The organism is Actinokineospora sp. UV203, from assembly GCF_056323665.1.
Genome location: NZ_CM150484.1, coordinates 4,169,552 through 4,190,544, shown reverse-complemented (window position 1 = coordinate 4,190,544; position 20,993 = coordinate 4,169,552). Strand labels below are relative to the sequence as shown.

General features: G+C 68.5%; 21 protein-coding genes and 1 tRNA gene. 10 read left to right on the top strand and 12 right to left on the bottom strand.

Annotation, left to right across the window (positions count from 1 at the left end):
* Positions 1–104: 104 nt before the first annotated feature.
* Both ACUZ2Y_RS19945 and ACUZ2Y_RS19940 read left to right on the top strand, forming a co-directional pair.
* The gene (locus ACUZ2Y_RS19945; protein ID WP_476321073.1) at positions 105–827 is read left to right on the top strand and encodes a DUF998 domain-containing protein; all 723 of its coding nucleotides are present in this window, start codon (positions 105–107) and stop codon (positions 825–827) included.
* Positions 828–864: 37 nt separating this feature from the next.
* Positions 865–1,314, top strand: coding sequence for a YdeI/OmpD-associated family protein (locus tag ACUZ2Y_RS19940; RefSeq protein ID WP_476321071.1), 450 nt, complete (start codon positions 865–867; stop codon positions 1,312–1,314).
* A 194-nt stretch (positions 1,315–1,508) separates the two neighbouring features.
* Here the strand turns inward: ACUZ2Y_RS19940 and ACUZ2Y_RS19935 are convergent, their stop codons facing one another.
* Positions 1,509–2,015 (bottom strand): cupin domain-containing protein, encoded by a 507-nt coding sequence (locus tag ACUZ2Y_RS19935; protein ID WP_476321069.1) that lies wholly within the window; start codon positions 2,013–2,015, stop codon positions 1,509–1,511.
* 114 nt (positions 2,016–2,129) lie between these two features.
* Between ACUZ2Y_RS19935 and ACUZ2Y_RS19930 the strand changes: the two genes are divergently transcribed.
* Together ACUZ2Y_RS19930 and ACUZ2Y_RS19925 are read left to right on the top strand one after the other, a co-directional pair.
* Positions 2,130–3,269 (top strand): helix-turn-helix transcriptional regulator, encoded by a 1,140-nt coding sequence (locus ACUZ2Y_RS19930; RefSeq protein ID WP_476321067.1) that lies wholly within the window; start codon positions 2,130–2,132, stop codon positions 3,267–3,269.
* Between the two features lie 158 nt (positions 3,270–3,427).
* Entirely contained in the window at positions 3,428–3,985 is a 558-nt protein-coding gene (locus tag ACUZ2Y_RS19925) for a DUF2020 domain-containing protein (RefSeq protein WP_476321065.1), read from the top strand.
* Between the two features lie 51 nt (positions 3,986–4,036).
* Here the strand turns inward: ACUZ2Y_RS19925 and ACUZ2Y_RS19920 are convergent, their stop codons facing one another.
* Positions 4,037–4,648: a hypothetical protein gene (locus ACUZ2Y_RS19920; protein WP_476321063.1), complete on the bottom strand. Its 612-nt coding sequence runs from the start codon at positions 4,646–4,648 to the stop codon at positions 4,037–4,039.
* A gap of 87 nt (positions 4,649–4,735) precedes the next feature.
* On the opposite strand from ACUZ2Y_RS19920, the gene ACUZ2Y_RS19915 reads away from it, so the two are divergent.
* Positions 4,736–5,290 (top strand): peptidylprolyl isomerase, encoded by a 555-nt coding sequence (locus tag ACUZ2Y_RS19915; protein ID WP_476321061.1) that lies wholly within the window; start codon positions 4,736–4,738, stop codon positions 5,288–5,290.
* On the top strand, positions 5,291–6,217 hold the full coding sequence (locus tag ACUZ2Y_RS19910; protein ID WP_476321060.1) for a rhomboid family intramembrane serine protease: 927 nt from the start codon (positions 5,291–5,293) through the stop codon (positions 6,215–6,217).
* On the opposite strand, the gene ACUZ2Y_RS19905 is transcribed toward ACUZ2Y_RS19910, so the two are convergent.
* Positions 6,214–6,615, bottom strand: coding sequence for a PH domain-containing protein (locus ACUZ2Y_RS19905; RefSeq protein WP_476321058.1), 402 nt, complete (start codon positions 6,613–6,615; stop codon positions 6,214–6,216). The two genes, ACUZ2Y_RS19910 and ACUZ2Y_RS19905, sit on opposite strands and share 4 nt — an antisense overlap.
* Before the next feature lie 146 nt (positions 6,616–6,761).
* Entirely contained in the window at positions 6,762–7,028 is a 267-nt protein-coding gene (gene crgA, locus ACUZ2Y_RS19900; RefSeq protein WP_091383699.1) for a cell division protein CrgA, read from the bottom strand.
* 171 nt (positions 7,029–7,199) lie between these two features.
* On the opposite strand from crgA, the gene ACUZ2Y_RS19895 reads away from it, so the two are divergent.
* Together ACUZ2Y_RS19895 and ACUZ2Y_RS19890 are read left to right on the top strand one after the other, a co-directional pair.
* Entirely contained in the window at positions 7,200–8,075 is an 876-nt protein-coding gene (locus ACUZ2Y_RS19895; RefSeq protein ID WP_476321055.1) for a class E sortase, read from the top strand.
* A complete protein-coding gene (locus tag ACUZ2Y_RS19890) occupies positions 8,075–8,230 on the top strand; it encodes a hypothetical protein (RefSeq protein ID WP_476321053.1) in 156 nt (51 codons plus the stop codon). The genes ACUZ2Y_RS19895 and ACUZ2Y_RS19890 overlap by 1 nt, the downstream gene beginning before the upstream one ends.
* On the opposite strand, the gene ACUZ2Y_RS19885 is transcribed toward ACUZ2Y_RS19890, so the two are convergent.
* On the bottom strand, positions 8,217–9,440 hold the full coding sequence (locus ACUZ2Y_RS19885) for an APC family permease (protein WP_476321051.1): 1,224 nt from the start codon (positions 9,438–9,440) through the stop codon (positions 8,217–8,219). The two genes, ACUZ2Y_RS19890 and ACUZ2Y_RS19885, sit on opposite strands and share 14 nt — an antisense overlap.
* Positions 9,441–9,796: 356 nt before the next feature.
* On the opposite strand from ACUZ2Y_RS19885, the gene ACUZ2Y_RS19880 reads away from it, so the two are divergent.
* The gene (locus ACUZ2Y_RS19880; RefSeq protein WP_476321049.1) at positions 9,797–10,444 is read left to right on the top strand and encodes an aminodeoxychorismate/anthranilate synthase component II; all 648 of its coding nucleotides are present in this window, start codon (positions 9,797–9,799) and stop codon (positions 10,442–10,444) included.
* Positions 10,445–10,495: 51 nt separating this feature from the next.
* On the opposite strand, the gene pknB is transcribed toward ACUZ2Y_RS19880, so the two are convergent.
* The 7 genes from pknB to ACUZ2Y_RS19845 form a co-directional block, all read right to left on the bottom strand.
* Positions 10,496–12,472 carry a Stk1 family PASTA domain-containing Ser/Thr kinase gene (gene pknB / locus ACUZ2Y_RS19875; RefSeq protein ID WP_476321047.1) on the bottom strand — a complete coding sequence of 659 codons (1,977 nt, stop codon included), beginning with the start codon at positions 12,470–12,472 and terminating at the stop codon, positions 10,496–10,498.
* Between the two features lie 94 nt (positions 12,473–12,566).
* Positions 12,567–14,015 (bottom strand): serine/threonine-protein kinase, encoded by a 1,449-nt coding sequence (locus ACUZ2Y_RS19870; protein ID WP_476331950.1) that lies wholly within the window; start codon positions 14,013–14,015, stop codon positions 12,567–12,569.
* 1 nt (position 14,016) lies between these two features.
* A complete protein-coding gene (locus tag ACUZ2Y_RS19865; RefSeq protein ID WP_476321045.1) occupies positions 14,017–15,507 on the bottom strand; it encodes a peptidoglycan D,D-transpeptidase FtsI family protein in 1,491 nt (496 codons plus the stop codon).
* Positions 15,504–16,988: an FtsW/RodA/SpoVE family cell cycle protein gene (locus tag ACUZ2Y_RS19860; RefSeq protein WP_476321043.1), complete on the bottom strand. Its 1,485-nt coding sequence runs from the start codon at positions 16,986–16,988 to the stop codon at positions 15,504–15,506. Before ACUZ2Y_RS19860 ends, ACUZ2Y_RS19865 begins: the two co-directional genes overlap by 4 nt.
* Positions 16,988–18,421: a PP2C family protein-serine/threonine phosphatase gene (locus ACUZ2Y_RS19855; protein ID WP_476321041.1), complete on the bottom strand. Its 1,434-nt coding sequence runs from the start codon at positions 18,419–18,421 to the stop codon at positions 16,988–16,990. The genes ACUZ2Y_RS19860 and ACUZ2Y_RS19855 overlap by 1 nt, the downstream gene beginning before the upstream one ends.
* Positions 18,418–18,876, bottom strand: coding sequence for an FHA domain-containing protein FhaB/FipA (locus ACUZ2Y_RS19850; protein WP_476321039.1), 459 nt, complete (start codon positions 18,874–18,876; stop codon positions 18,418–18,420). Before ACUZ2Y_RS19850 ends, ACUZ2Y_RS19855 begins: the two co-directional genes overlap by 4 nt.
* Before the next feature lie 192 nt (positions 18,877–19,068).
* On the bottom strand, positions 19,069–20,259 hold the full coding sequence (locus tag ACUZ2Y_RS19845) for a DUF3662 and FHA domain-containing protein (protein ID WP_476321037.1): 1,191 nt from the start codon (positions 20,257–20,259) through the stop codon (positions 19,069–19,071).
* 139 nt (positions 20,260–20,398) lie between these two features.
* On the opposite strand from ACUZ2Y_RS19845, the gene ACUZ2Y_RS19840 reads away from it, so the two are divergent.
* Positions 20,399–20,481 (top strand) — tRNA-Leu (locus ACUZ2Y_RS19840).
* Positions 20,482–20,993 lie beyond the last annotated feature (512 nt).

The following is a 20,993-nucleotide window of genomic DNA, read 5'->3' as shown; positions in this document are numbered from 1 at the left end:
CGCACCTCGTTCCGCCGTTCATCCTTCTTACACCAACCAGTGTACAACTACCCATATGAGTGTAATATTGCCCTCATTAGGGCAACAAGTTGGGAGGCGGGCTGATGAACGAGACGGCAGCGGGTCGCGGTGACGGCTTCGATGGCCCGGCGGCGATCACGCGCTCACTGCTGGGGTGGGGTGTCGTGGCCGGGGTCTTCTATCTGGTCACCGGTATCGCCCTTGGGGGGACGCGCGCCGGGTTCGACTTCGGGCGGCACGCGCTCAGCCATCTCATGCTCGGCCACCTCGGCTGGGCCCAGGCGGTCAACCTGATCCTCAGCGGTCTCATGACCCTCGCGGCGGCGTTCGGCGTCGGGCGAGCGATGCGCGGTTCCCGAGGCGCGACGGCGGCGAGCGCGCTGGTCGGGATCTTCGGAGGGTGCCTGGTGGCGAGCGCGATCTTCCCGCCCGACCCGATGGCAGGTTTCCCGGAGGGTTCGACATCGAACGAGGTCTCGTTGAGCGGCCTTCTGCACATGGTCTTCGGTGCGATCGGGTTTCTGTGCCTTGCCGTGGCGGCGTTCGTGGTCGCCGGCTGGTTCGCGCGGCGCGGGGAAAGTCGGCGGGCGCTCTATTCACGTGGGGCCGGCATCGTGGTGGCGGTCGGCTTCGTCGCGGGTGCCGCGTTTTCGGCCGGAGCGCTCGGTCTGGTGTTCCTCTGGGTCGCGGTCGTGGCCGGCTGGGCTTGGCTCGCCGTGACATCGCTGGCTCTGTACGGCACGGTGCCCCATCCTGACGCGCACCGGCGCAACGGGTCGGATACCGCCGCAGCCGCACCGTCCTAGATCATCTAGTCGCCGACAACACGTCAGGGGATCCACCATGAGATTTCGTGCCGAGCTGGAATCCACCGGCAAGACCACCGCGGGCTTCGAGGTACCCGAGGGGGTTGTCGAGAGTCTGGGTGGAGGAGGCCACCCGAAGGTGTCCGTCACGGTCGACGGCTTCACGTTCCGGACCTCGATCGCCAAGATGGGCGGCCGGTTCCTCCTCGGAGTGAGCGCCGAACGGCGTGCGCGGGCAGGCATCGAAGCCGGGCAGGTCTTCGACGTCGACGTGGAACTCGACACCGCGCCCCGCGAGATCGAGGTACCCGACGACCTCGCCGCCGCGCTGGCCGCCGACGCCCCGGCCAAGACCTTCTGGGACACGCTGACCTACAGCAAGCAGTCGTGGCACGTCCACCAGGTCACCAGCGCCAAGAAAGCGGAGACACGGGCGGTCCGGGTCGAGAAATCGGTCGTCATGCTCCGCGAGGGCCGGGCCCGCTAACGCCTGCGACGGCTGTTCGTCCGCCGCCGCGACGAAACACCCGCACGAATTCATGCCGACGCACTGGAGGCCTTCGGTGCCACATCGATGCACTCTGCTGCCGCGATGCGGCCGTCCGCTCCGTGTGGGGCATTCAGATGCCAGGGCGACCGACCAGTTCCACCATGGACGCCATGTCAGCGCTGCCGGTGACGCTAAAACGCCAACCCGTGCCGCTCCACCAGCGGCATCGTGGCGTCGAAGTCCAGGTCGCAGCCGTAGCGACCCGCCAGTTCGGTGAGGTCGTCCGGGGTCATGTCGCCCACCCGCGGGCCGAGTTCCCGGAAGAGGTCTTCCAGGCCGGCGGGTGTGATGATCTCCAGGACCCTGGCCGGTTCGTCGCCGGCATTCCAGAAGGTGTGCCACTGCCCGCGCGGTTTGAAGATCAGGTCACCCGGGTGGCCGACGACCTCCCGCTCACCCAGGAGCACACCGACTTCGCCCGCCAGCACGTAGCTGTACTCGTCCTCGCGGCTGTGGCGGTGCACGGGCGCGGCCAGCGCACGCGGCCCCAAGCCGTGCTCGACCAGAGCCAGGCGGCCGTCACTCTCGCCGCCGTTGATCATGAAGCGGTCGGTGGCCGCGGCCGGGTCGCCGAGGATCTCACCGTCGCCCGGGCCGAGTACCTGGCTGGTGGCGGTGAGCCTGCGGTAAGTCGTCATGGCTCCTCCTTCGTCGGTGGGTTCTCCACCACCGACGCTAGGAGCGACCGGGCGTGTGGCCTATCCCAGATTTGTTGTATTTGTTCCGTCCTGACCAGGACTTACGCTTGGTCCATGGGCGCTGACACCCTGAGCCAGGCGCAGGCCGAGATCGCGAGACTCGCGGGCAGGCAGCTGGACCTCGTGTCGTTCTGGCGTGCCGTGGCGGCCGTCCTCGGTGGCGCCGTGCCGCACTACATGGCGCCCTGCTTCTTCACCCTGGACCCGGCGTCGCTGCTGATCACCAGCCACTTCCAGGAGGGCATACCGGAGTTCCCGGCGAACTGGCTGACCCACGAGTACCTCGGCGACGACGTGCACCAACTGGCGGACATCGGACGTTCCGACCGCGGGATATCGACCCTGCACGAAGCGACCGGCGGCGACCCGGCGAGCAGCCCGCGCTGGCACGCCAACATGGCTTACGGCGGCGACCAGGAGATGATCGCCGCCCTACGCACCCGCTCCGGCGATGTCTGGGGCGCGCTGGGGCTCTACCGCGAACCGGGGCGGCCGATGTTCGAGCCCGTCGAGCTGGCCTTCGTCCGAGCGATCGCGCCCGCGCTGGCCGAGGGTGTGCGGCGTGCGCTGCTGTTCGGCGAGGCCACCGATCCGGACTTCCCGGAGGCCCCCGGTCTGCTGATCTTGACCGGCTCGGGCGAGGTGGAGTCGGTGACACCCGGCACCGAGCGCTGGCTGGCCGACCTGCCCGATGGTGACTGGCCCGCGGGTCGACTGCCGTCGGCGGTCCTGGCCGTCGCCGGTCAGGCGCTGCGGTCGATGCAGCACCCCGGTGAGCCCGGCGTGGTCGCGATGTCCCGGGTGCTGTCGCGGACCGGCACCTGGGTGGTGCTGCACGGCGCGGGCCTGGCCACGACCGGCCAGGAGCGGGTCGCGGTCATCGTCGAGCCCGCGCACCCGGGACGCATCTCGCCGCTGCTGATGTCCGCGTACGGGCTGACCGAGCGCGAGCAGGAGCTGACCCGCCTGGTGCTGCAGGGCAACTCCACCGCCGAAATCGCGGCGAAGCTGGTCCTGTCCGCGCACACCGTGCAGCAGCACCTGCAGAACGTGTTCGACAAGACCGGCGTCCGCAGTAGGCGCGACCTCGTCGGCAAGATCTTCTTCGCCCACTACGAGCCACGCCTTCGCGACAACGAACACCGCGCACAACACGACCGACCACTGCGCGGCGGGCCGTACCTCAGTGGCTAATGCCTCGTAAGGCAACTCGCGTCCGGCGGCGGCCGGCTGAGATTCGTTCTTGCCCTGTGAGTGTTTCCGCCTGACCGCACATCGCGCCTCGCGCCATGTTCCACGTGGAACATGGCGGATCACTGCGCCATTCGGCGGTCTGGTTGACTTGCGGGGCCATGAGACGAGTCGTGATCTTCGCCGCGTCCCTGTTCGCGCTCAGCGCGTGCACCGCCGAGCCGGTGCCGTCGACTGCGCCCGACCAGACGGTCGACGTGCCCGCGAGCACCGCCGCCGAGCCCCCGTCCACGCCGCCCACGGCCGCGCAGGCTCCGCCCGCGCCGGAGCCGGTGGCGGATGGGCCGTGCCCCTACCTGGAGTCCACCGCGGTCGCCGACGCCAACGGGCAGCGGGTGACCAAGGTGCGGATCTCCGCCGACAAGCCGCACCCGGCGTGCTTCTTCTACCGGCCGGACGGAACCGTCCAGCTCACCGTGCGGATCTATGTCGGCGAGTCCGCGGTCGCCACGGCGATCGTCGACGAAGTCGCACCGCGGGCTACTTCGGATCCGGCCCGGTCACCCCAAGGATGGAAAGGTGGCTCCCTTTCGGGTGACAAGGGCGCCGTGTATGCCGTCGCCAAGGACAAGGTCGCCGTCGTGGTGACGTCGAACCAGGCGCAGACCATCAAGGCCCGGCGGATCGTCGAGGCCGTCGTCACCGAACTCGGGCTCTGACGCAAGGAAAGGTGGCCCCGCGAGGGGGGCCACCTTTCCCTGTGCGCGTCTTTAGTTCTTGTCGGACGTAATCGGCTTGGCCGGGCTGGACTGGCCGTTACGCTCGGCGGATTCCGGCCTGGGGGCCGGCTTCGGCGTCGGCGCGGGTACGGGCTCCGGCTTGGGCGTGTGCGCTGCCGGGGCCTGCTCCGAGCGGCCGCGCATGATGACCGCGGCCGCACCGCCCGCCGCGGCGAGCAGCAGGAACAGCGGCCACTTGCGGCGCTTGTTGCCGGGTTCCTTCGCGGCCTGCTTGGCCGCCGACTTCGCGGCCTTGATCTGGTCGCGCAGCTCGCTCTTGTAGGCCTTGACCTGCGGCTTCAGATTTTTCTTCAACTTCTTGACCGGCACCGACACCTGCTCAGGAATCTCGAGGGACTGGCTGGCCCGCTTCGCGGCCTTGGCCAGCTGCTTGCGGGCACGCCGGGTCTGCGCGGCCATCTCGTCCCGAGCGACGTGCGCGGTCTCGGCGATCACATCGGCCACCTGCTTTGGCGCGACACCTTTCGCGGCCATCTTGTGCTCGGCGGCCTGAGCCGCCTCACCAGCGCGTGCGGCACCTTGGCGTGCCGCGCGCCAGCCGGTGCCGACGGCCTTGCCCACCGTCTCTCCGGCCCGGGTCATGGCTTCACCTCGTTCATTGTGGGACTGATTCAGACATCAATCCTGCCCCTTCCCGACAGATCCTGCCGAAGATGGCACGATGGGGCGGTGGCAGACAGCAACGCATCCCTCGTCGGGACGAAGGTGAAGGCCACCCTGCACACCTCGCAGGGTGACATCCGGATCAACCTTTTCCCCGACCATGCACCCAAGACCGTGGCCAACTTCGTCGGCCTCGCCGAGGGCACGAAGGACTACTCGAAGATGAACGCGTCGGGCTCTGAGTCCGGACCGTTCTACGACGGCTCGATTTTCCATCGGGTGATCGACGGCTTCATGCTCCAGGGCGGTGACCCGACCGGTACCGGCCGCGGTGGTCCCGGCTACGAGTTCGCCGACGAGTTCCACCCAGAACTGCAGTTCAACAAGCCCTACCTGCTGGCCATGGCCAACGCCGGGGCCAACACGAACGGCTCGCAGTTCTTCATCACGGTGGGCCCGACGACCTGGCTGAACTTCAAGCACACCATTTTCGGTGAGGTCGCCGATCAGGACTCCCGCACCGTGGTCGACAAGATCGGCCACATCGCGACGGGCCCGAACGACAAGCCCCTCGAGGACGTGGTGATCACCAAGGTCACCATCGAGCGCTCCGAGGGCTGAGTGTCCACTCCGCCCGAACCGACAGGAACGCAGGCGGGCCTGCCCGCCTGCGTTCGTCACCCCGGCAGGCAGACCGGGCTGCGCTGCACGCGCTGCGACCGGCCCGCGTGCCCGGAGTGCCTCGTCGAGGCGTCAGTCGGCTTCCAGTGCGTCGACTGCGTCCGGCAAGCGCGTAGCGAGGTACGGCGGGCGACCACGGTCGCGGGCGCCGAGCTGGCCGACAAGCCGGTTCTCGTGCCCGCGCTCATCGCCGTCAACGTGGCGATGTTCGTGATCACGGTGGCCTTGGCGCGGGACCTCTTCAACAACCAGCAGTCCGAGTTCTTCGTGGCGCTGCTCGCCTACGCGCCGTCGATCGCCGAAGGCGAGTGGTGGCGCACCATCACCAGCGGATTCCTGCACTACGGACCGCTCCACGTGCTCGTCAACTGTGTCGCGCTGTGGTTCTTGCGTGACCTCGAGCTGCTTTTGGGCAGGCTGCGGTTCGCGCTGGTCTACTTCCTGTCGATGCTCGGCGGCAGCGCGGCCGTCTACCTGTTCGACGCCGTCGAAACCAGAAGTGTCGGCGCGTCCGGCGCGGTCTACGGCATGCTCGGTGGACTGCTCATCGCCGTGATCCGGCTCAAGCGCGACAAGCACGTCCTGATGTCCGTGCTGGGGATCATCGCGCTGAACATCGCGTTCAGCATCTCCGTGTCCGGGATCTCGCTGCTCGCGCACCTCGGCGGCCTGGTCGTCGGCGCGGTGGTCACGGCGGGCATGGTCTACGCCCCGACCGCACGGCGGCAGCCGGTCCAAATCGGGACGGTCGTGGCCGTCGTGGTCGTGCTGGTCGCGTTGTTCGTGGTCCGCACGCCCCAGGTCAAAGACCAGACGTTCTGCGTCAACCCGACCGCGCTCGAGTGCTACTACGCGACCCGGCTCTAGGTCCGTAGCCGCAGCAGGGCGTCGGTGACGTCGTGTGGCTCCGCGCCGAGGTCCAGCCTGCCCAGGATCACCAGGGCGGGCTCCTCGGCGTTGTCGGCGTCGATCTCGACGACTTCACTGTCCCGCCCGAGCCTGCGCGTTCGGGCGAGACGCACGTTGACCTCACCCCACGACCAATGCCGCGCGCCGAACAGGCCGCGAACGGTGACGCCGGACTGGTCCGCGGCCAGGCGCGGGCGCGCGACGGTGCCGAACAGCGACAGCAAACCCACGGTGAAAGTCGCGATGACCAGCAGGATCGTGCCCCGGATGTCGCCAACGAAAAGGGCGCCCAGCAGCGCGAGCGCGGTCATGACCCAGCCCACGCCGACGACGGCGGGCTGGGGCGCCCAACTCATGGGTTCAAGGTTCGGCACGGTTATCCACAGTAGTTATCCACACTGGGGATGACTTACATCCATGTGGTTCAGTCGTGTGTGGGCTGAATGGATGTATCCCGCCGGACACGATGGGGTGAAACGGCAGGACTCTCCGTGGGCGTGGGTCAGCGCCAGCGCATCGTCATCAACAGGCCGGCGATCATCAGCGCGAATCCGATGGCGAAGTTCCAGTTGCCCAGGTCCGCCATGAACCCGATCTTCTGACCCGCGATGTAGTTCACGACCAGCCACGCGAGGCCGATCAGCATCACTCCGAGCATCACCGCGACGTAAATCGGGTGGGACGGTCCCGCTGATTTGACCTTCACCGGCGTGCGGCGATCGCTCGGCGCGGTGTAGACGTCCTTCTTGCGGACCTTGGACTTAGGCATGCTGTCCTCGCCTGACGTGGAGCGTTGGGTGCGGTTGTTCTAAGGCATGGGCGCAACTCCCGCCGATGCAACACGTTAACGTAGCGGAGCACGTAGCCGAATCACCAGCCGCCAACGTTCTGACTTCGTTAGCGCGAGAGTGGTCGGGCAACACCCGCGAGAGGAGCCCGCGTGAGCACGCTCGACAGCGGCGACAGCCCAGCGGAGTCCCCGGTCGGCCCTGGTCAGGGCCCGGTTTCGGGAGATTCCGATCGGGTTCGCACGGTTGTTCGCGGGCTCGGCGAATTACTCATCACCGCGGGTCTCGTGGTGCTGCTTTTCGTCGTATACGAGGTTTACGTCACCGACCTGGTTTCCGCGGGCAAGCAGCGGGAGGCCACGTCGGTGCTCGAGGACACCTGGGAGGCGGCGCCGCCTCCCGAGGAAGAGCGGGTCGACCACTTCGAGGGCCTGGGCGAGGGCGCGGGCTTCGCGAAGATGTTCGTCCCCGCGCTGGGCAGCGACTACGCGTTCACCATCCTCGAGGGCACGACCGAGAAGACCCTGGAGATCGGCCCCGGCCACTACCCGGGCACGGCGTACCCGGGCCAGCCCGGCAACTTCGCGGTGGCGGGCCACCGGGTTGGCAAGGGTGCCCCGTTCAACGACATCGACCTGCTCAACTCGTGCGACGCGATCGTGGTCGAGACCCGGTTCAGCTGGTTCGTCTACCGGGTGATGCCGAAGAAGGACGAGGCAGGCAGGTGGGCGGAGAAGGCGTCCGACCCCAGGTGCAAGGGCGTGGCCCCGCTGGGCGCGCCGTATAACGAGGTGGTCGGGCAGGAGATCGTCAACCCGAGGGACAGCTCGGTCATCGCGCCCATCCCGCACCGCCCGGGCGCCGAGGGCAGCGTCGGCGAGCAGGTCACGCTGATGACGCTGACGACTTGTCATCCGCGGTTCTCCGACCGCCAGCGCCTCATCGTCCATGCCGTGTTCGTCCAGCACTGGGCGAAGGACCCGGCCCATCCTGAGTTCAGGCCGCCAGAGTTGAAGGAGACCTCCTGATGTACGGGTGGATTTGGCGGCACCTGCCGGGCCCGATGGTGGTCCGCGCGATCACCGCGCTCCTGCTCATCGCCGGGGTGGTGGCACTGCTGATGTTCGTGGTGTTCCCGTGGATCGAGCCGAAGCTGCCGTTCAACGAGGTCACGACCGAATAGCGAGCCTGGCCAGCAGCCCGACCGCGAGCACGCCCGCGCCGATGAGGACCGAGCCGAACGGCAGGGTCACGGCGAGCACGACACAGCCGACGAACCCGGCGACGTTGAGCCACCGCGGCCACCGTCGTTCGCTCGCGGGCTGGCGGTACGCGCTCGCGTTGGCGACGGCGTAGTAGACGAGCACGCCGAACGACGAGAACCCGATGACTCCCCGCAGGTCCGCGAGCAGCACAAGCACGCACACGGTGGCCCCGACCGCCACCTCGGCGCGGCGCGGGACACCGAAGCGGGAGTCGACGGCGGCCAGGAGGGGCGGCAGGTCCCGGTTGCGGGCCATCGCCATGGCGGTCCGGCCGATGCCGGTGATCAACGCCAGCAGCGCGCCGAGGCTGGCGGCCGCGGCGCCGATCCGGACCGCGACGGTCAACCCGGGGTGCCCGGCCACGGTCAGCATGTCGGCCAGCGGCGCTCGGGACTCGGCGAGCCGGTCCGGGCCGAGGACAAGCAGCAACGTGACGCCGACCGCGAGGTAGACCACCATCGCCCCGCCGAGGGCGCCCAGGATGGCCCGGGGAATCGTCCGGGTCGGCTCGCGGACCTCTTCGCTCAACGTCGCGATTCGCGCGTAGCCGGCGAAGGCGAAGAAGAGCAGACCGGCCGCTTGCAGCACGCCGAGGGGCCCGTGGGTGAACCAATCGCCCGCCGGGGCGGCGGCGGGAAGCGCGAGCGCGACGGAGCCGACCAGCACGATGAGGACGACACTGAGGAGCACCTTGGTGAGCAGCGCGGTGCGGGTGATGCCGAAGCAGTTGACCACCGTCAGCACCACGACCGCCGCGGCGGCGATCGGCCGCTCCCAACCTGGAGCCGCGTAGGCGGCGAACGTCAGCGCCATCGCCGCGCAACTGGCGGTCTTGCCGATGACGAACCCCCACCCGGCGAGGAACCCCCACCACGGCCCGAGGATTTCGCGCCCGAACAGGTAGGTGCCGCCGGAAGCCGGGTAGGTTGCCGCGAGCTGCGCGGACGCGGTGGCGTTGCAGTAGGCGACAAATCCGGCGATGACCAGCGCGACCAGGACCGCCCCACCCGCACTGGCCGCCGCCGGCGCGAACACCGCGAAGACGCCCGCCCCGAGCATCGAGCCAAGCCCGATCGCGGTCGCGTCGACTGTCCCAAGCCTGCGCGTCAACTGAGTCACGGCGCTCATGTTTTCATGGCCGAGTTATCCACAGACAAGATCGACATCGCCTGGAATGTCCGCCCTCGCCGGTAGACTGGCCAAGGGCAGTGCCCCCGGGTGGGTGGGGGTTTGCGCTGGTAGTGGCGGCGGCGAAAATCGTCGATTAGCCCGGTGAGCGGAGCCTTCTCCATCATCGCCGAGGTGGTCGGAGATCGGTGGCGCCTGCGCGGCCGGCCTCCGGTACGTGTGCGGGGGAGCGCGGCGGCAGAAGTTGCAGACCTGCGGGCGCAGGCTCGTGGCCGAGGGTGACGAGCTTGGCGTTGTCCGAGTCACTCAGGCGGCTCAGGCCTAAATCCGGTCGTGGTGAACGGTAGGTTGTGGGCATGCGTGTACTGGTCGTCGACAACTACGACAGCTTCGTTTACAACCTCGTGCAGTACCTCGCCCAGCTGGGCGCGGAGTGCGAGGTGTGGCGCAACGACGCCGACGAGTTGGCTGATCCGGACGCGCTCAGTGGGTTCGACGCCGTCCTGATCAGTCCTGGGCCGAGCACGCCGGAGCGGGCCGGGCTCAGTGTCGACGTGGTCAAGCGGTGCGCCGAGGCGCGCAAGCCGTTGTTGGGGGTTTGTCTTGGGCATCAGGCCATCGCCATCGCCTACGGGTCGACCGTTGATCGGGCACCTGAGTTGCTGCACGGGAAGACCAGCCAGGTCGTCCACAACGGCGCCGGGGTCCTGGCCGGGCTGCCGCACCCGTTCACCGCGACCCGCTACCACTCGCTGACCGTGGTGCCCGAGACGATCTCCGACGAGTTCGAGGTCACCGGGCGCACCGAGACCGGCATCGTCATGGCGATGCGGCACCGCGACCTGCCGATCGAGGGTGTGCAGTTCCACCCGGAGTCCGTGCTGACCGACGGTGGGCACCGGATGCTCGCCAACTGGCTGGCCACCGCCGGGTTCGTGGTGCCGGAGGCACGGGTCGCCGAATTGGAGCGCGACATGCGCGCGCTCACCCAAGCGCTGGCATAAGAAAACGGCCCCTCCCGCGAATGAATCGGGAGGGGCCGTGTTCTTGAGCTACTAGGACGTCGGGATCCCGACCCCGGGCTTGCGCCCGACCAACAGGCTCACGGTGGCGTTCTTGTCCAGCTTCTGACCGGTGTTCGGCCGCTGGTCGATGATCTTGCCAACCTTGTCCTCGTCGTTGGTCAGCGTCTCGTTGACGTTGAGCGTGCCGGTCCAGCCCTTGCTCTTGAGGATCTGGTCGGCCTCCGTCGGCGTCTTGCCTTCCAGGTCCGGCATCTCGATGGTGACCTGATCGCCGTTGGACACCTCAAGGGTCACGGTCGACCCGGGCTTCAACTTGCCGCTCTTCGGCGACTGGTTGACGACCGTGCCCGCGGGCTGGTCGGACGAGACATCCTTGCGCTGCGGCTTGAAGCCCAGCTTCGTCAGATTCGCCGCCGCGGTGTCATAGTCCTGGCCGATCAGGTTCGGCACCTCGACGGCATCCGGCGCCTTGCCGACCGTCAGCTTGACCTGGGTGCCGACGTTGACGCTCTGGCCACCGGTCGGGGTCTGGCCGGTGACCTTGCCGACCGCGGCCGGGTCATCGGTCGACTCCTCCTCGACGCCGGAGACCTGCAGTTGCAGTTTCTGCAGCTCCGCGGTCGCCTCTTCCTTGGTCTTGCCGGTCAGGTCGGGCACCGTGACCTTGCCAGGGCTGCCACCGACGCGGAGCATCACCATGTCGCCCTTGCGGACCGTGGACCCGGCGGTGGGATCGGTGCCGATCACCTTGCCGATGCTGTCCGGACCGCAGGTGGGCGTGCCGTCCGGTGCCGGCTGGCAGGGGACGACCGTGCGGTTGGTCTTCAGACCCTTCTCGATGAGGGTCTGGACCGCCTGGGACTCGATCTGGTTGGTGACGTCGGGCATGGTGAACGTCTCCGCACCGGCGGGCGGTCCGCCCTTCTCCGACATCAGCCAGAAGATCAGCCCGGCGAGTCCCGCGACGAGCAGGCCCACCAGGATGATCATCCAGGTCTTGCGCTGCTTGCGTCTGCGGTCTTCCTCGTCGTCGGCGAACCGGTCGTAGTCGTCGTAGTCGTCGGAGAGGGCCTCCGGGCGGTGGCGGCCGCGGGTGTCGGACTGACGGGTCGCGCCGAGCACGGCGGTGCGGTCCTCGTCGGTCATCACCATCGGCGCCGACGGACGCTGGCCGGACAGCACCCGGACGATGTCGGTGCGCATCTCGGCGGCCGACTGGTAGCGGTTCGCCGGGCCCTTCGACATCGCCTTGAGGACGATCGCGTCGAGCTGCGGGCTGACCCGCGGGTTCACCGCCGACGGCGACCTCGGGTCCTCGCGGACGTGCTGGTAGGCCACCGCGACCGGCGAGTCGCCGGTGAAGGGCGGCTCACCGGTGAGGAGCTCGAACAGCACACAGCCCGCGGCGTAGACATCGCTGCGGGCGTCGACCGACTCACCGCGCGCCTGTTCAGGGGACAGATACTGCGCGGTGCCGATCACCGCGGCGGTCTGGGTGACCGCGACCTGGCCGTCGGCGACCGCGCGGGCGATGCCGAAGTCCATCACCTTGACCGCGCCGGACTTGGTGATCATCGCGTTGGCCGGCTTGACGTCGCGGTGCACGATGCCGTGGCGGTGGCTGAAGTCCAGCGCCGCGCAGACGTCGGCCATGATCTCCATCGCCCGCTGGCCCGACAGCGGGCCCTCGGTCTTGACGATGTCGCGCAGGGTTCGTCCGTCGACGTACTCCATGACGATGTAGGGGAGAGGACCGGTGTCGATCCTGGTCTCGCCGGTGTCATACACGGCGACGATCGCGGGGTGGTTCAGCGCGGCGGCGTTCTGCGCCTCGCGGCGGAACCGCTCCTGGAACTGCGGGTCCCTGGCCAGGTCCGCGCGCAGCACCTTCACGGCGACCTCGCGTCCCAGTCGGACGTCCCGGCCGTGGTGGACCTCGGACATGCCGCCGTACCCGAGAGTCTCGCCGATCTCGTAGCGGTTGGAGAGCAGTCGCGGTGTGGTCATCGGTGCGTCGTCCCGCTCCTAGTCAATTCCTGTCCCATCATGCCTGCTGTCTGCCTCCGAGCCGGCTGTTCGCTGTCTGGCTCGTTCATCCTGCTCATCCCGGTGGACTCTGCTGCGGCCTGCACACGATTGTGATGTGGTCGCCGCGTTGCAGTTTCCCGATTGGCGTGATCTCCGTCACCGCACAGGCCGCCGGGTCTTCCGGCGGGACATCCGACTCGGTGACCACGGTCGTCCGAAGGCCGTCGCGCTCCAGTTCAGCGGCGACGTCCGAGGCGGGCCTGCGGATGTACCGGGTCGGAATGACCGTCACGATCTCACTTTCGGTGCCCGCCTCGGACGGTTTCGGTGAGATCGAAGTAGGACCGCCACCTGGACGACCACCGGGCTGTTCGGCAGTGGTCTCGGCAGTCTTGGATTTGCCGCCGCTCGTCTCGTCCGGCCGCTCGCTCGAACCTTCCGACAAGAAGAGCGCGGGCAGCAGGAACGCGAGCGCGGCGATCAGCGCGACGGCGAGGACCACGATCGTGATCCACAGGCCGGTCCGGCTCTCCCGCATCGGCTGGCGCGGCGGGATGCGCATCGGGAACGCGCCCGACGGCGGGCCCGGCGGTCGGACGGGCACCATCCCGGGATGCGTTCCCGGACCGCTCGGCGGACCCATCCGGTGCGCGGCCATCGCCAGACCGGACGGCGCGGGCAGCGGGTGGCCCGCGCGCACCGCGGCGACGGCGTGGGCGAACTCGCCGCCGTTGCTGTAGCGCTGCCTCGGGTCTTTCACCAGCGTCGCCTCGATGACCGCCCGGGTGCCCGGCGGGACGTCCGGCGGCAGCGGCGGCGGCATGTCGCGAATGTGCATCATCGCGACCGTCACCGCGTTCTCCGACAGGAACGGCCTGCGCCCGGTGAGGCACTCGTAGCCGACCACCGCGAGGGAGTACACGTCGCTGGCGGGCTCGGCTTCATGTCCTAAAGCCTGCTCCGGGGCGATGTAGTGGGCGGTGCCCATGACCATGCCGGACCGGGTGACCGGAGCCGCGTCGGCGGCCTTGGCGATGCCGAAGTCGGTCAGCTTCACGGTGCCGGTCGGGGTGATCAGGATGTTGCCCGGCTTCACGTCGCGGTGGACGTACCCGCGCTCGTGGGCCGCCTGCAGCGCCTGGCCCGCCTGCTCGAGGATGTCGAGCGTCCGCTCGGCGCCGATCCGGCCCTCCTTGGCCAGGATCGCGGCCAGCGGGTCGCCCTCGACGAGCTCCATCACCAGGTACGCGGTGTCCTGCGGGCCGTCGACGATCGCGGCCGTCTCGCCGTAGTCGTGCACCGCGGCGATACCCGGGTGGTTGATCGACGCGGTGGTCCGGGCCTCGGTGCGGAAGCGGTGCAGGAACTCGGCGTCGCCGGAGAGCTCCGGCTTGAGCACCTTGACCGCGACCTTGCGGTCGAGCCGGGTGTCGGCGGCCTCCCAGACCTCGCCCATGCCGCCGACCGCGATGCGGCTGCTGAGCCGGTAGCGGTCGGCGAGGAGTAGGCCGGAGGTCAGCACGTCAGCCACCCCCGGCGAGGAAGGCGTTGATCGTCGCGCGGCCCACGGCCGCCGAGAGCTTGCCGCCGGTTGCCGCGACGTCGCGGCTCTCGACGAGCACCGCCACGGCGATCTTCGGGTCGTCGGCCGGGGCGAACGCCACGTACCAGGCGAACGGCGGGGTGTTCTTCGGGTCGTTGCCGGTCTCGGCGGTGCCGGTCTTCGACGCGATGGTCAGGCCGTTGGTCTTGCCGTCGCCACCGGTCTTCGCCTCGGAGGCGACCATCATGTCGCGCAGCTGGTCGGCGCTGGAGCGCGACATCGCCCGCCCCAGGCTGTCCTCGTCTAGCTTGGCGATCTCCGACAGGTCGGGGGCCAGAATCGATTTCACCAGCTGCGGCTTCATCCGCTCGCCGCCGTTGGCGATGGTGGCCACGATCTCCGCGTTCTGCAGCGGGGTGAGCCGGACGTCGCGCTGGCCGATGCCGCTCTGGTAGAGCGCGTTGGGGTCGCTGATCGTCATGCACTGCTCGGCGCCGGGACCGACGCACGACTGCGTCACCTTCATCGGGACCCGCAGGTCGTTCTCGCCGATGCCGAACTTCGCGGCCTGCTCGGACAACTTGTCGTCCAGGTCGTGGGCGAGTTGGGCGAACGCGGTGTTGCACGACAGCGACAGGGCGGTCTCCATGGTGACCGTGGTCTGGCTGCCGTTGCAGAAGCCGCGGTTGTAGTTGCGCAGCTCGGAGCCGCCGACGCCGATCCGGTCGGTCGCGGTGACCTGGTCGTCCTTGGTCTTGCCGTCCTCGAGCGCGGCCGCGGCGACGACCAGCTTGAACGTCGAGCCGGGCGCGTAGGTGTCGGCGATGGCCCGGTTGAGCATGGGCTTGCGCTGATCCGCGTTGTACTCCCGCCACGCCTTCTCCTGCGCGGCGCCGTTGTGCGCCGAGAGCAGGTTCGGGTCGTAGGACGGGGTGCTGACCATCGCGAGGATCTCGCCGGTCTTCGGGTTCAGCGCGACCACCGAACCGGCGAAACCCTGCTTCTCCATCGCCTGGTAGGCGGCGAGCTGGGTGGCCGGGTTGAGCGTCAGCTCGATGTTGCCGCCGCGCGGGTCGCGGCCGGTGATCAGGTCCGAGAGCCTGCGCACGAACAGCCGGTCGTCGGAGCCGTTGAGGATCTCGTCCTCGGCCCGCTCCAGCCCGCCCGCGCCGTAGCGCGTCGAGTAGAACCCGGTGACCGGCGCGTACAGCGGGCCGTTGGCGTACTGGCGCAGGTACCGCAGCCGGTTATTCGTCGGCTGGACGGTGGCAAGCACCTGGATCTTGTTGTCGGACGAGCGGGCGAGGATCTTGCCGCGCTCGCGCGAGTACTCCTCCAGCAGGACCCGCTGGTTGCGCGCGTCCTTGCGGTAGTCGTCGGCCTTGATGATCTGGATGTAGGTGGCGTTCGCCAGCAGCAGCACGATCATGCAGAGCATGGCCAGGCCGACTCGGCGCAGCGGTGTGTTCATGTCGGCCGCTCCGTCGGGGGTCGTTCCACCATCACGGTGCGGTCCTCGGCGATCGGCACCTGCGCCACCGGGCGCGGCCGCACACCGGTCTGCGGGCGGCGCGCGGCGTCGGAGATCCGCAGCAGCAGGGCGACCAGCACGTAGTTGGCCAGCAGCGACGACCCGCCGTAGGACAGGAAGGGCGCGGTGATGCCAGTCATCGGGATCAGCTTGGTGACCCCGCCGACGACCACGAACACCTGCATGACCAGCAGGAATGACAGGCCGCCGCCGAGCAGCTTGCCGAAGGTGTCGCGCACGGCCAGCGCGCTGCGCATGCCGCGCATCGCGAGCAGCGTGTAGACCATCAGCAGCGCGGCCAGGCCGATGAAGCCCAGTTCCTCGCCGATCGCGGCGGCGATGAAGTCGGTGTTGGCCAGCGGGACCAGCTCCGGGCGGCCCGCGCCGAGGCCGGTGCCGCCGACACCGCCGGTGCCGAGGCCGAACAGCGCCTGCGCGATCTGGTAGCCGCCGCCCGCGTCGGCGTAGGTGCCCAGCGGGTCGAACCAGTTGGCGACGCGCTGCTGGACGTGGGTGAAGAGCTGGTAGGCGACGATGCAGCCGCCGACGAACAGCGTCAGCCCGACCACGACCCAGACGACGCGCTCGGTGGCGACGTAGAGCATCACCAGGATCGTGCCGAAGAACAGCAGGGATGTGCCGAGGTCCTTCTGGAACACCAAGACCGCGAGCGAGACGCCCCAGGCGAACAGGATCGGCCCGAGGTCGCGCGCCCGCGGCAGGTCGACGCCGAGCACTCGGCGCCCGGCGACCATGAACAGGTCGCGCTTGGAGACCAGGAACGCGGCGAAGAAGATCAATAAGAGGATCTTGGCGAACTCACCTGGCTGGATGGAGAACGGGCCGAACCGCAGCCAGATCTTCGCGCCGTTGATCGTCGGCGCGATCGCGTTCGGGAGCACGGCGGGCAGCGCCAGCAGGAACAGCCCCGCCAGGCCGAACGTGTAGTTGTACTTCGTGAGCGTCCGGTGGTCCCGGATCACGATGAGCACCGCTAGGAACAGCACCAACGCGAGGGCGGTCCACAGGATCTGCTTCGGGACGTCGTTGTTGATCTCCTCGCCTGCCCGCAGCGCCTTCTCGGTCAGCGCCAGGTCGATCCGGTAGATCATCACCAGACCCAGGCCGTTGAGCAGCGCCACACACGGCAGGATCAGGGGGTCGGCATAGGGGGCGTACTTGCGCACCGCCCAGTGCGCGGCGCCGAACAGGGCCAGGAACGCGAGCCCGTACCAGACGATGCGCAGCGTGAGCTGCTCATTCTGGTTCGCCTCGACGAGCATGAGCGCCGCGGAGACGACGAACGCGGAGAACCCGAGCAACAGCAGCTCGGTCCCCCGGCGCGTCGGCGCCGCACCGTCGGGCCCGACGCCGCTCAGCCCGGCCGCCGGACCAACCGCGCCCTGGACCGGTGATCCCATCAGCCGCCGCCCTTGTCCTCGTCGCGCGGCTTGCGGCAGTTCACACCCGGTTCCGGGGTGACTTGACCACTGCTGGGACCAGCGGTCGTCGTGGTGGGCGGAGCGATGTTCGACGTGGCCACATTCGGCTCGGTCGGGACGCCCGTCGGCTCGGCGGGCTGCGTCGGCGTGATCGTCGTCGGCGTGGTCTTAGCCAGGTCGGCGCAGTCGGGCAGGCCGAACTTGCTGCGCAACTCGCGGACGAACTCGCGCGCCCCGACGATGTTGTCGAACGTGATGCTGCCCGAGCGGACCTCGTCCTTGCCGAACTGCTCCAGGTCGTCGACGTAGAACTTGTCGCACGTCGCCGCCGTGGCCGGGTCGCACGACCCCTCACGCTGGCTGTTGAGCGACAACCCCAGCACACTGCCGCGCACACCCTGGAAGATCGCGATCTCGCCGTTGCCGCCCTCACCGACGAAGTACTGGTTGTTGACCCACAGCCGGGCCGCGATGGCGCCCGCCACGAGCAGCAGCAGCACCAACAGGCTCGCCAGGACCAGCCGCACCCGCTTGCGGCGCTTGATCCTCGGGTCCGGCGGCTCCGGCGGAGCCTCCACCCGCGGCAGCCTCGGCGCGGTGATCGTGGCCGCACGAGAAGCAGGGGAGTCGCCGGGCGGCATCTCGTCCATGCCGTTGCCCGCGGCGCCACCCACGATCGGGTTGTTGTCGCCGTAGTCGACGTCGATCACATCGGCGATGATCACGGTGACGTTGTCCGGGCCACCGCCCTTGAGCGCCAGCTCGATCATCCGGTCCGCGCACATCTGCGGATCCGGGATCTCGATGGCCTCGCTCATGGTCTCGTGGCTCACCGGACCCGACAGGCCGTCGGAACACAGCAGGTAGCGGTCGCCCGCGCGGGCCTCGCGCACCGTCAGGCTCGGCTCGACCTCATGGCCGGTCAGCGCCTTGAGCAGCAGCGAACGCTGCGGGTGGGTGGCGGCCTCGTCCTCAGTGATCCGGCCCTCATCGATCAGCGACTGGACGAACGTGTCGTCATGCGTGATCTGCGTGAACTGGCCATTGCGCCGCAGATAGACCCGCGAATCGCCGACATGGACCAGACCGATGCGGTTACCCGCGAAGAGGATCGCCGACAGGGTCGTGCCCATGCCGTCGAGATCCGGGTCACCCTCGACGAGCTCGGCGATGGCGCCATTGCCCGCCAACGTCGCCTCACGCAACTGGCCGAGAAGGTCGTCACCCGGCTCGTCGTCATCGAGCGGCGCGAGCGCGGCGATGACGACCTTGCTGGCCACCTCGCCCGCCACATGGCCACCCATGCCATCGGCCAAAGAAAGCAAGCGGGGACCCGCGTACACGGAGTCCTGGTTGTTGGAACGAACCAGGCCCCGGTCGCTTCGGGCCGCATAGCGAAGAACAAGGGTCATGAGCGCAGCTCGATCACCGTTTTGCCGATACGGATCGGGACACCAAGTGGCACCCGGAGGGGTGCGGTGACCTTAGCCCGGTCGAGGTACGTCCCATTCGTCGAGCCCAGGTCTTCCACGTACCAGTCCGTTCCGCGCATCGACAGCCTGGCATGCCGGGTCGAGGCGTAGTCATCGTCGAGAACCAACGTCGAATCATCGGCCCGGCCGATCATGATCGGCCTGCCGTCCAGCGAAATCCGGGTACCGGACAGCGCGCCGTGAGTCACCACGAGCTGCCGAGGCGCCTTACCGCGCACCTTGCCCGCCGCGGACCGGCGGAAACCCGGCATCGCGACCCGCAGCCCTGAGGCCGCGTAAAGATCGGAGCGGACCACCCGAAGCGCGGCCAGCACGAACAGCCAGAGCAGGGCGAGAAACCCTGCCCTGGTCAGCTGCATAACCAACTCTGGCACTTGTTGTGACCGCTCCCGCTTCTGCCGCGTCCGACCCGCCCGCGAACCGCCGCCGCCCCGGATGGGACCGCGCTGTGGATCGCAATGAGGACTGCCCGGGGGATTAAACCCTGGACAGCCCTCAGGACGTCCGGTCGACCTCGAACGTTGCTTGCCCCGACCCGACTCTTACTCGACCGGCGAATCGACCGCTCAGCCCTGCGTGCGGAACACCAGCGACGAATGGCCGATCCGGACCACATCGCCATCCGCCAACTGCCAGGTCTGCACAGGCGTGCCATTGACCGTCGTGCCGTTCGTCGACCCCAAGTCGGCGAGCGTCGCGCTCTGACCGTCCCAGGTGATCTCCAGATGACGGCGGGACACACCCGTGTCCGGCAGCCGGAAATCCGCGTCCTGACCGCGACCCACCACATTGCCACCCTGCTTGAGGGCGTAATTGCGGTTGGAGCCGTCATCAAGCTGAAGGCTCGCGGACAACGTGCGCGGACCGGTCTGCACCGCGGGCGGGGCGTACCCCTGCTGCGCGTACGGGTCCTGCCCATAGCCCTGCGGCTGCGCCTGGCCATAACCCTGGTCATAGCCCGCCTGCTGGCCGTAGCCCGCCTGCTGCCCGTAACCCTGGTCGTAGCCCGCACCCTGCTGCTGGCCATAGCCCTGGTCGTAGCCCGCGCCTTGCTGCTGGCCATAGCCGGCCTGCTGCCCGTAACCCTGGTCGTAGCCCGCACCTTGCTGCTGGCCATAGCCCTGGTCGTAGCCCGCGCCCTGCTGCTGGCCATAGCCCTGTTCATAACCCGCGCCACCTTGCGGCGCCTGGCCATAACCCTGGGCGTAGTTGGGATCATTGCCGTATTGGCCCTGGCCGTACCCGTACTGCTGCTGTCCGTACGGGTCGCCCTCGGGCGGCTGGCCGTAGCCGGGAGGCTGGCTCATGGATGGGTCTCCTGCGTTGCGGGGTTGTGCCTGCTGTCTGCCTGCCTGATGGCCTGCACCACTGACATGAGGCTTCACATCAGGGTCGACGGCTGAGCGGGTTCGGAACTGTCCGGTGTGCAGTGCTTCGGAGCGCTCCAGGGAGACTACGACGTCACCATAGGTGTCCCAACCGTGCTCGGCGAGATGTTCCGCCACACAGTCCGCCAACAGCGACTTCATGCGATCTTCATCGCCCGCGAAATTCTGGTGATCGGCAGGCCCCAACTGCACCACATAGTGGTTCGGTGCCAAAAGCCTGCCACCCGCCAACTCGCGGACATTGTCCTCGCCCTCACGCTGCAGCGCCTGTGCCACTTCCTGGGGCACCACGTTGCCACCGAAGACACGCGCGAAGGTGTTGCCAACGACATCCTCGAGCTTGCGGTTAAGACGCTGTCCGATGCCCATGACCCTCCTTCCCGTGCGTGCTCCTGCTGCGATCGTATCCGGGTGCGCCCGCCAGGACACGGGTATGTGCCAACCGGGTTCCGAGTGCGTGCTAGGCTTCCGCACGTTCCCAGAGACCAAGTCCCTGGAACAGCCGCTCGGGCGAGTGGCGGAATGGCAGACGCGCACGGTTCAGGTCCGTGTGTCCGAAAGGACGTGGGGGTTCAACTCCCCCCTCGCCCACGCAAATGGACGGCGAGTGCTCGCGGAGAGCGCTCGCCGTTTTTGCGTGTCAGTGCCTTTCCGGGGGGCCGAGCCCCCCGGACCCCCACGGTGCGATCAGCAGGCCCGACCCAGCCCTGCCGGAGTCCGGCTTCGCTGCGCTCGCCTCGGCGCTGGTGTGCGCATCGCTTCGCTCGCATCGATCGGGACGACCTGCCGGAGTCCGGCTTCGCTGCGCTTGCCTTCGTTTGGGTGGGGTGGGAAACAAGAATCTGGCGTTTGGGGGCGGTTGGGGCGGCCGTTTGGTGGGGGTGGCTGGAAAACGAATGGGGATTTAGGTGGGGGTTGTTCACTGTGGGCGTTTGGGTGGGCACGGGTTGTTGGCGGGGTTGAGCCGGTTAGCTTGGGCGTCACCCGGTCGGCGGCACAGTCGGGGCGAAGTCCGATTACCGTTGGTCGACCGGTTAACGCCCGGGTGGCGCCGTCGGTCGCACAAGGCATTCACACTCTCTTAATCGCCTGGTCCGGCCTGG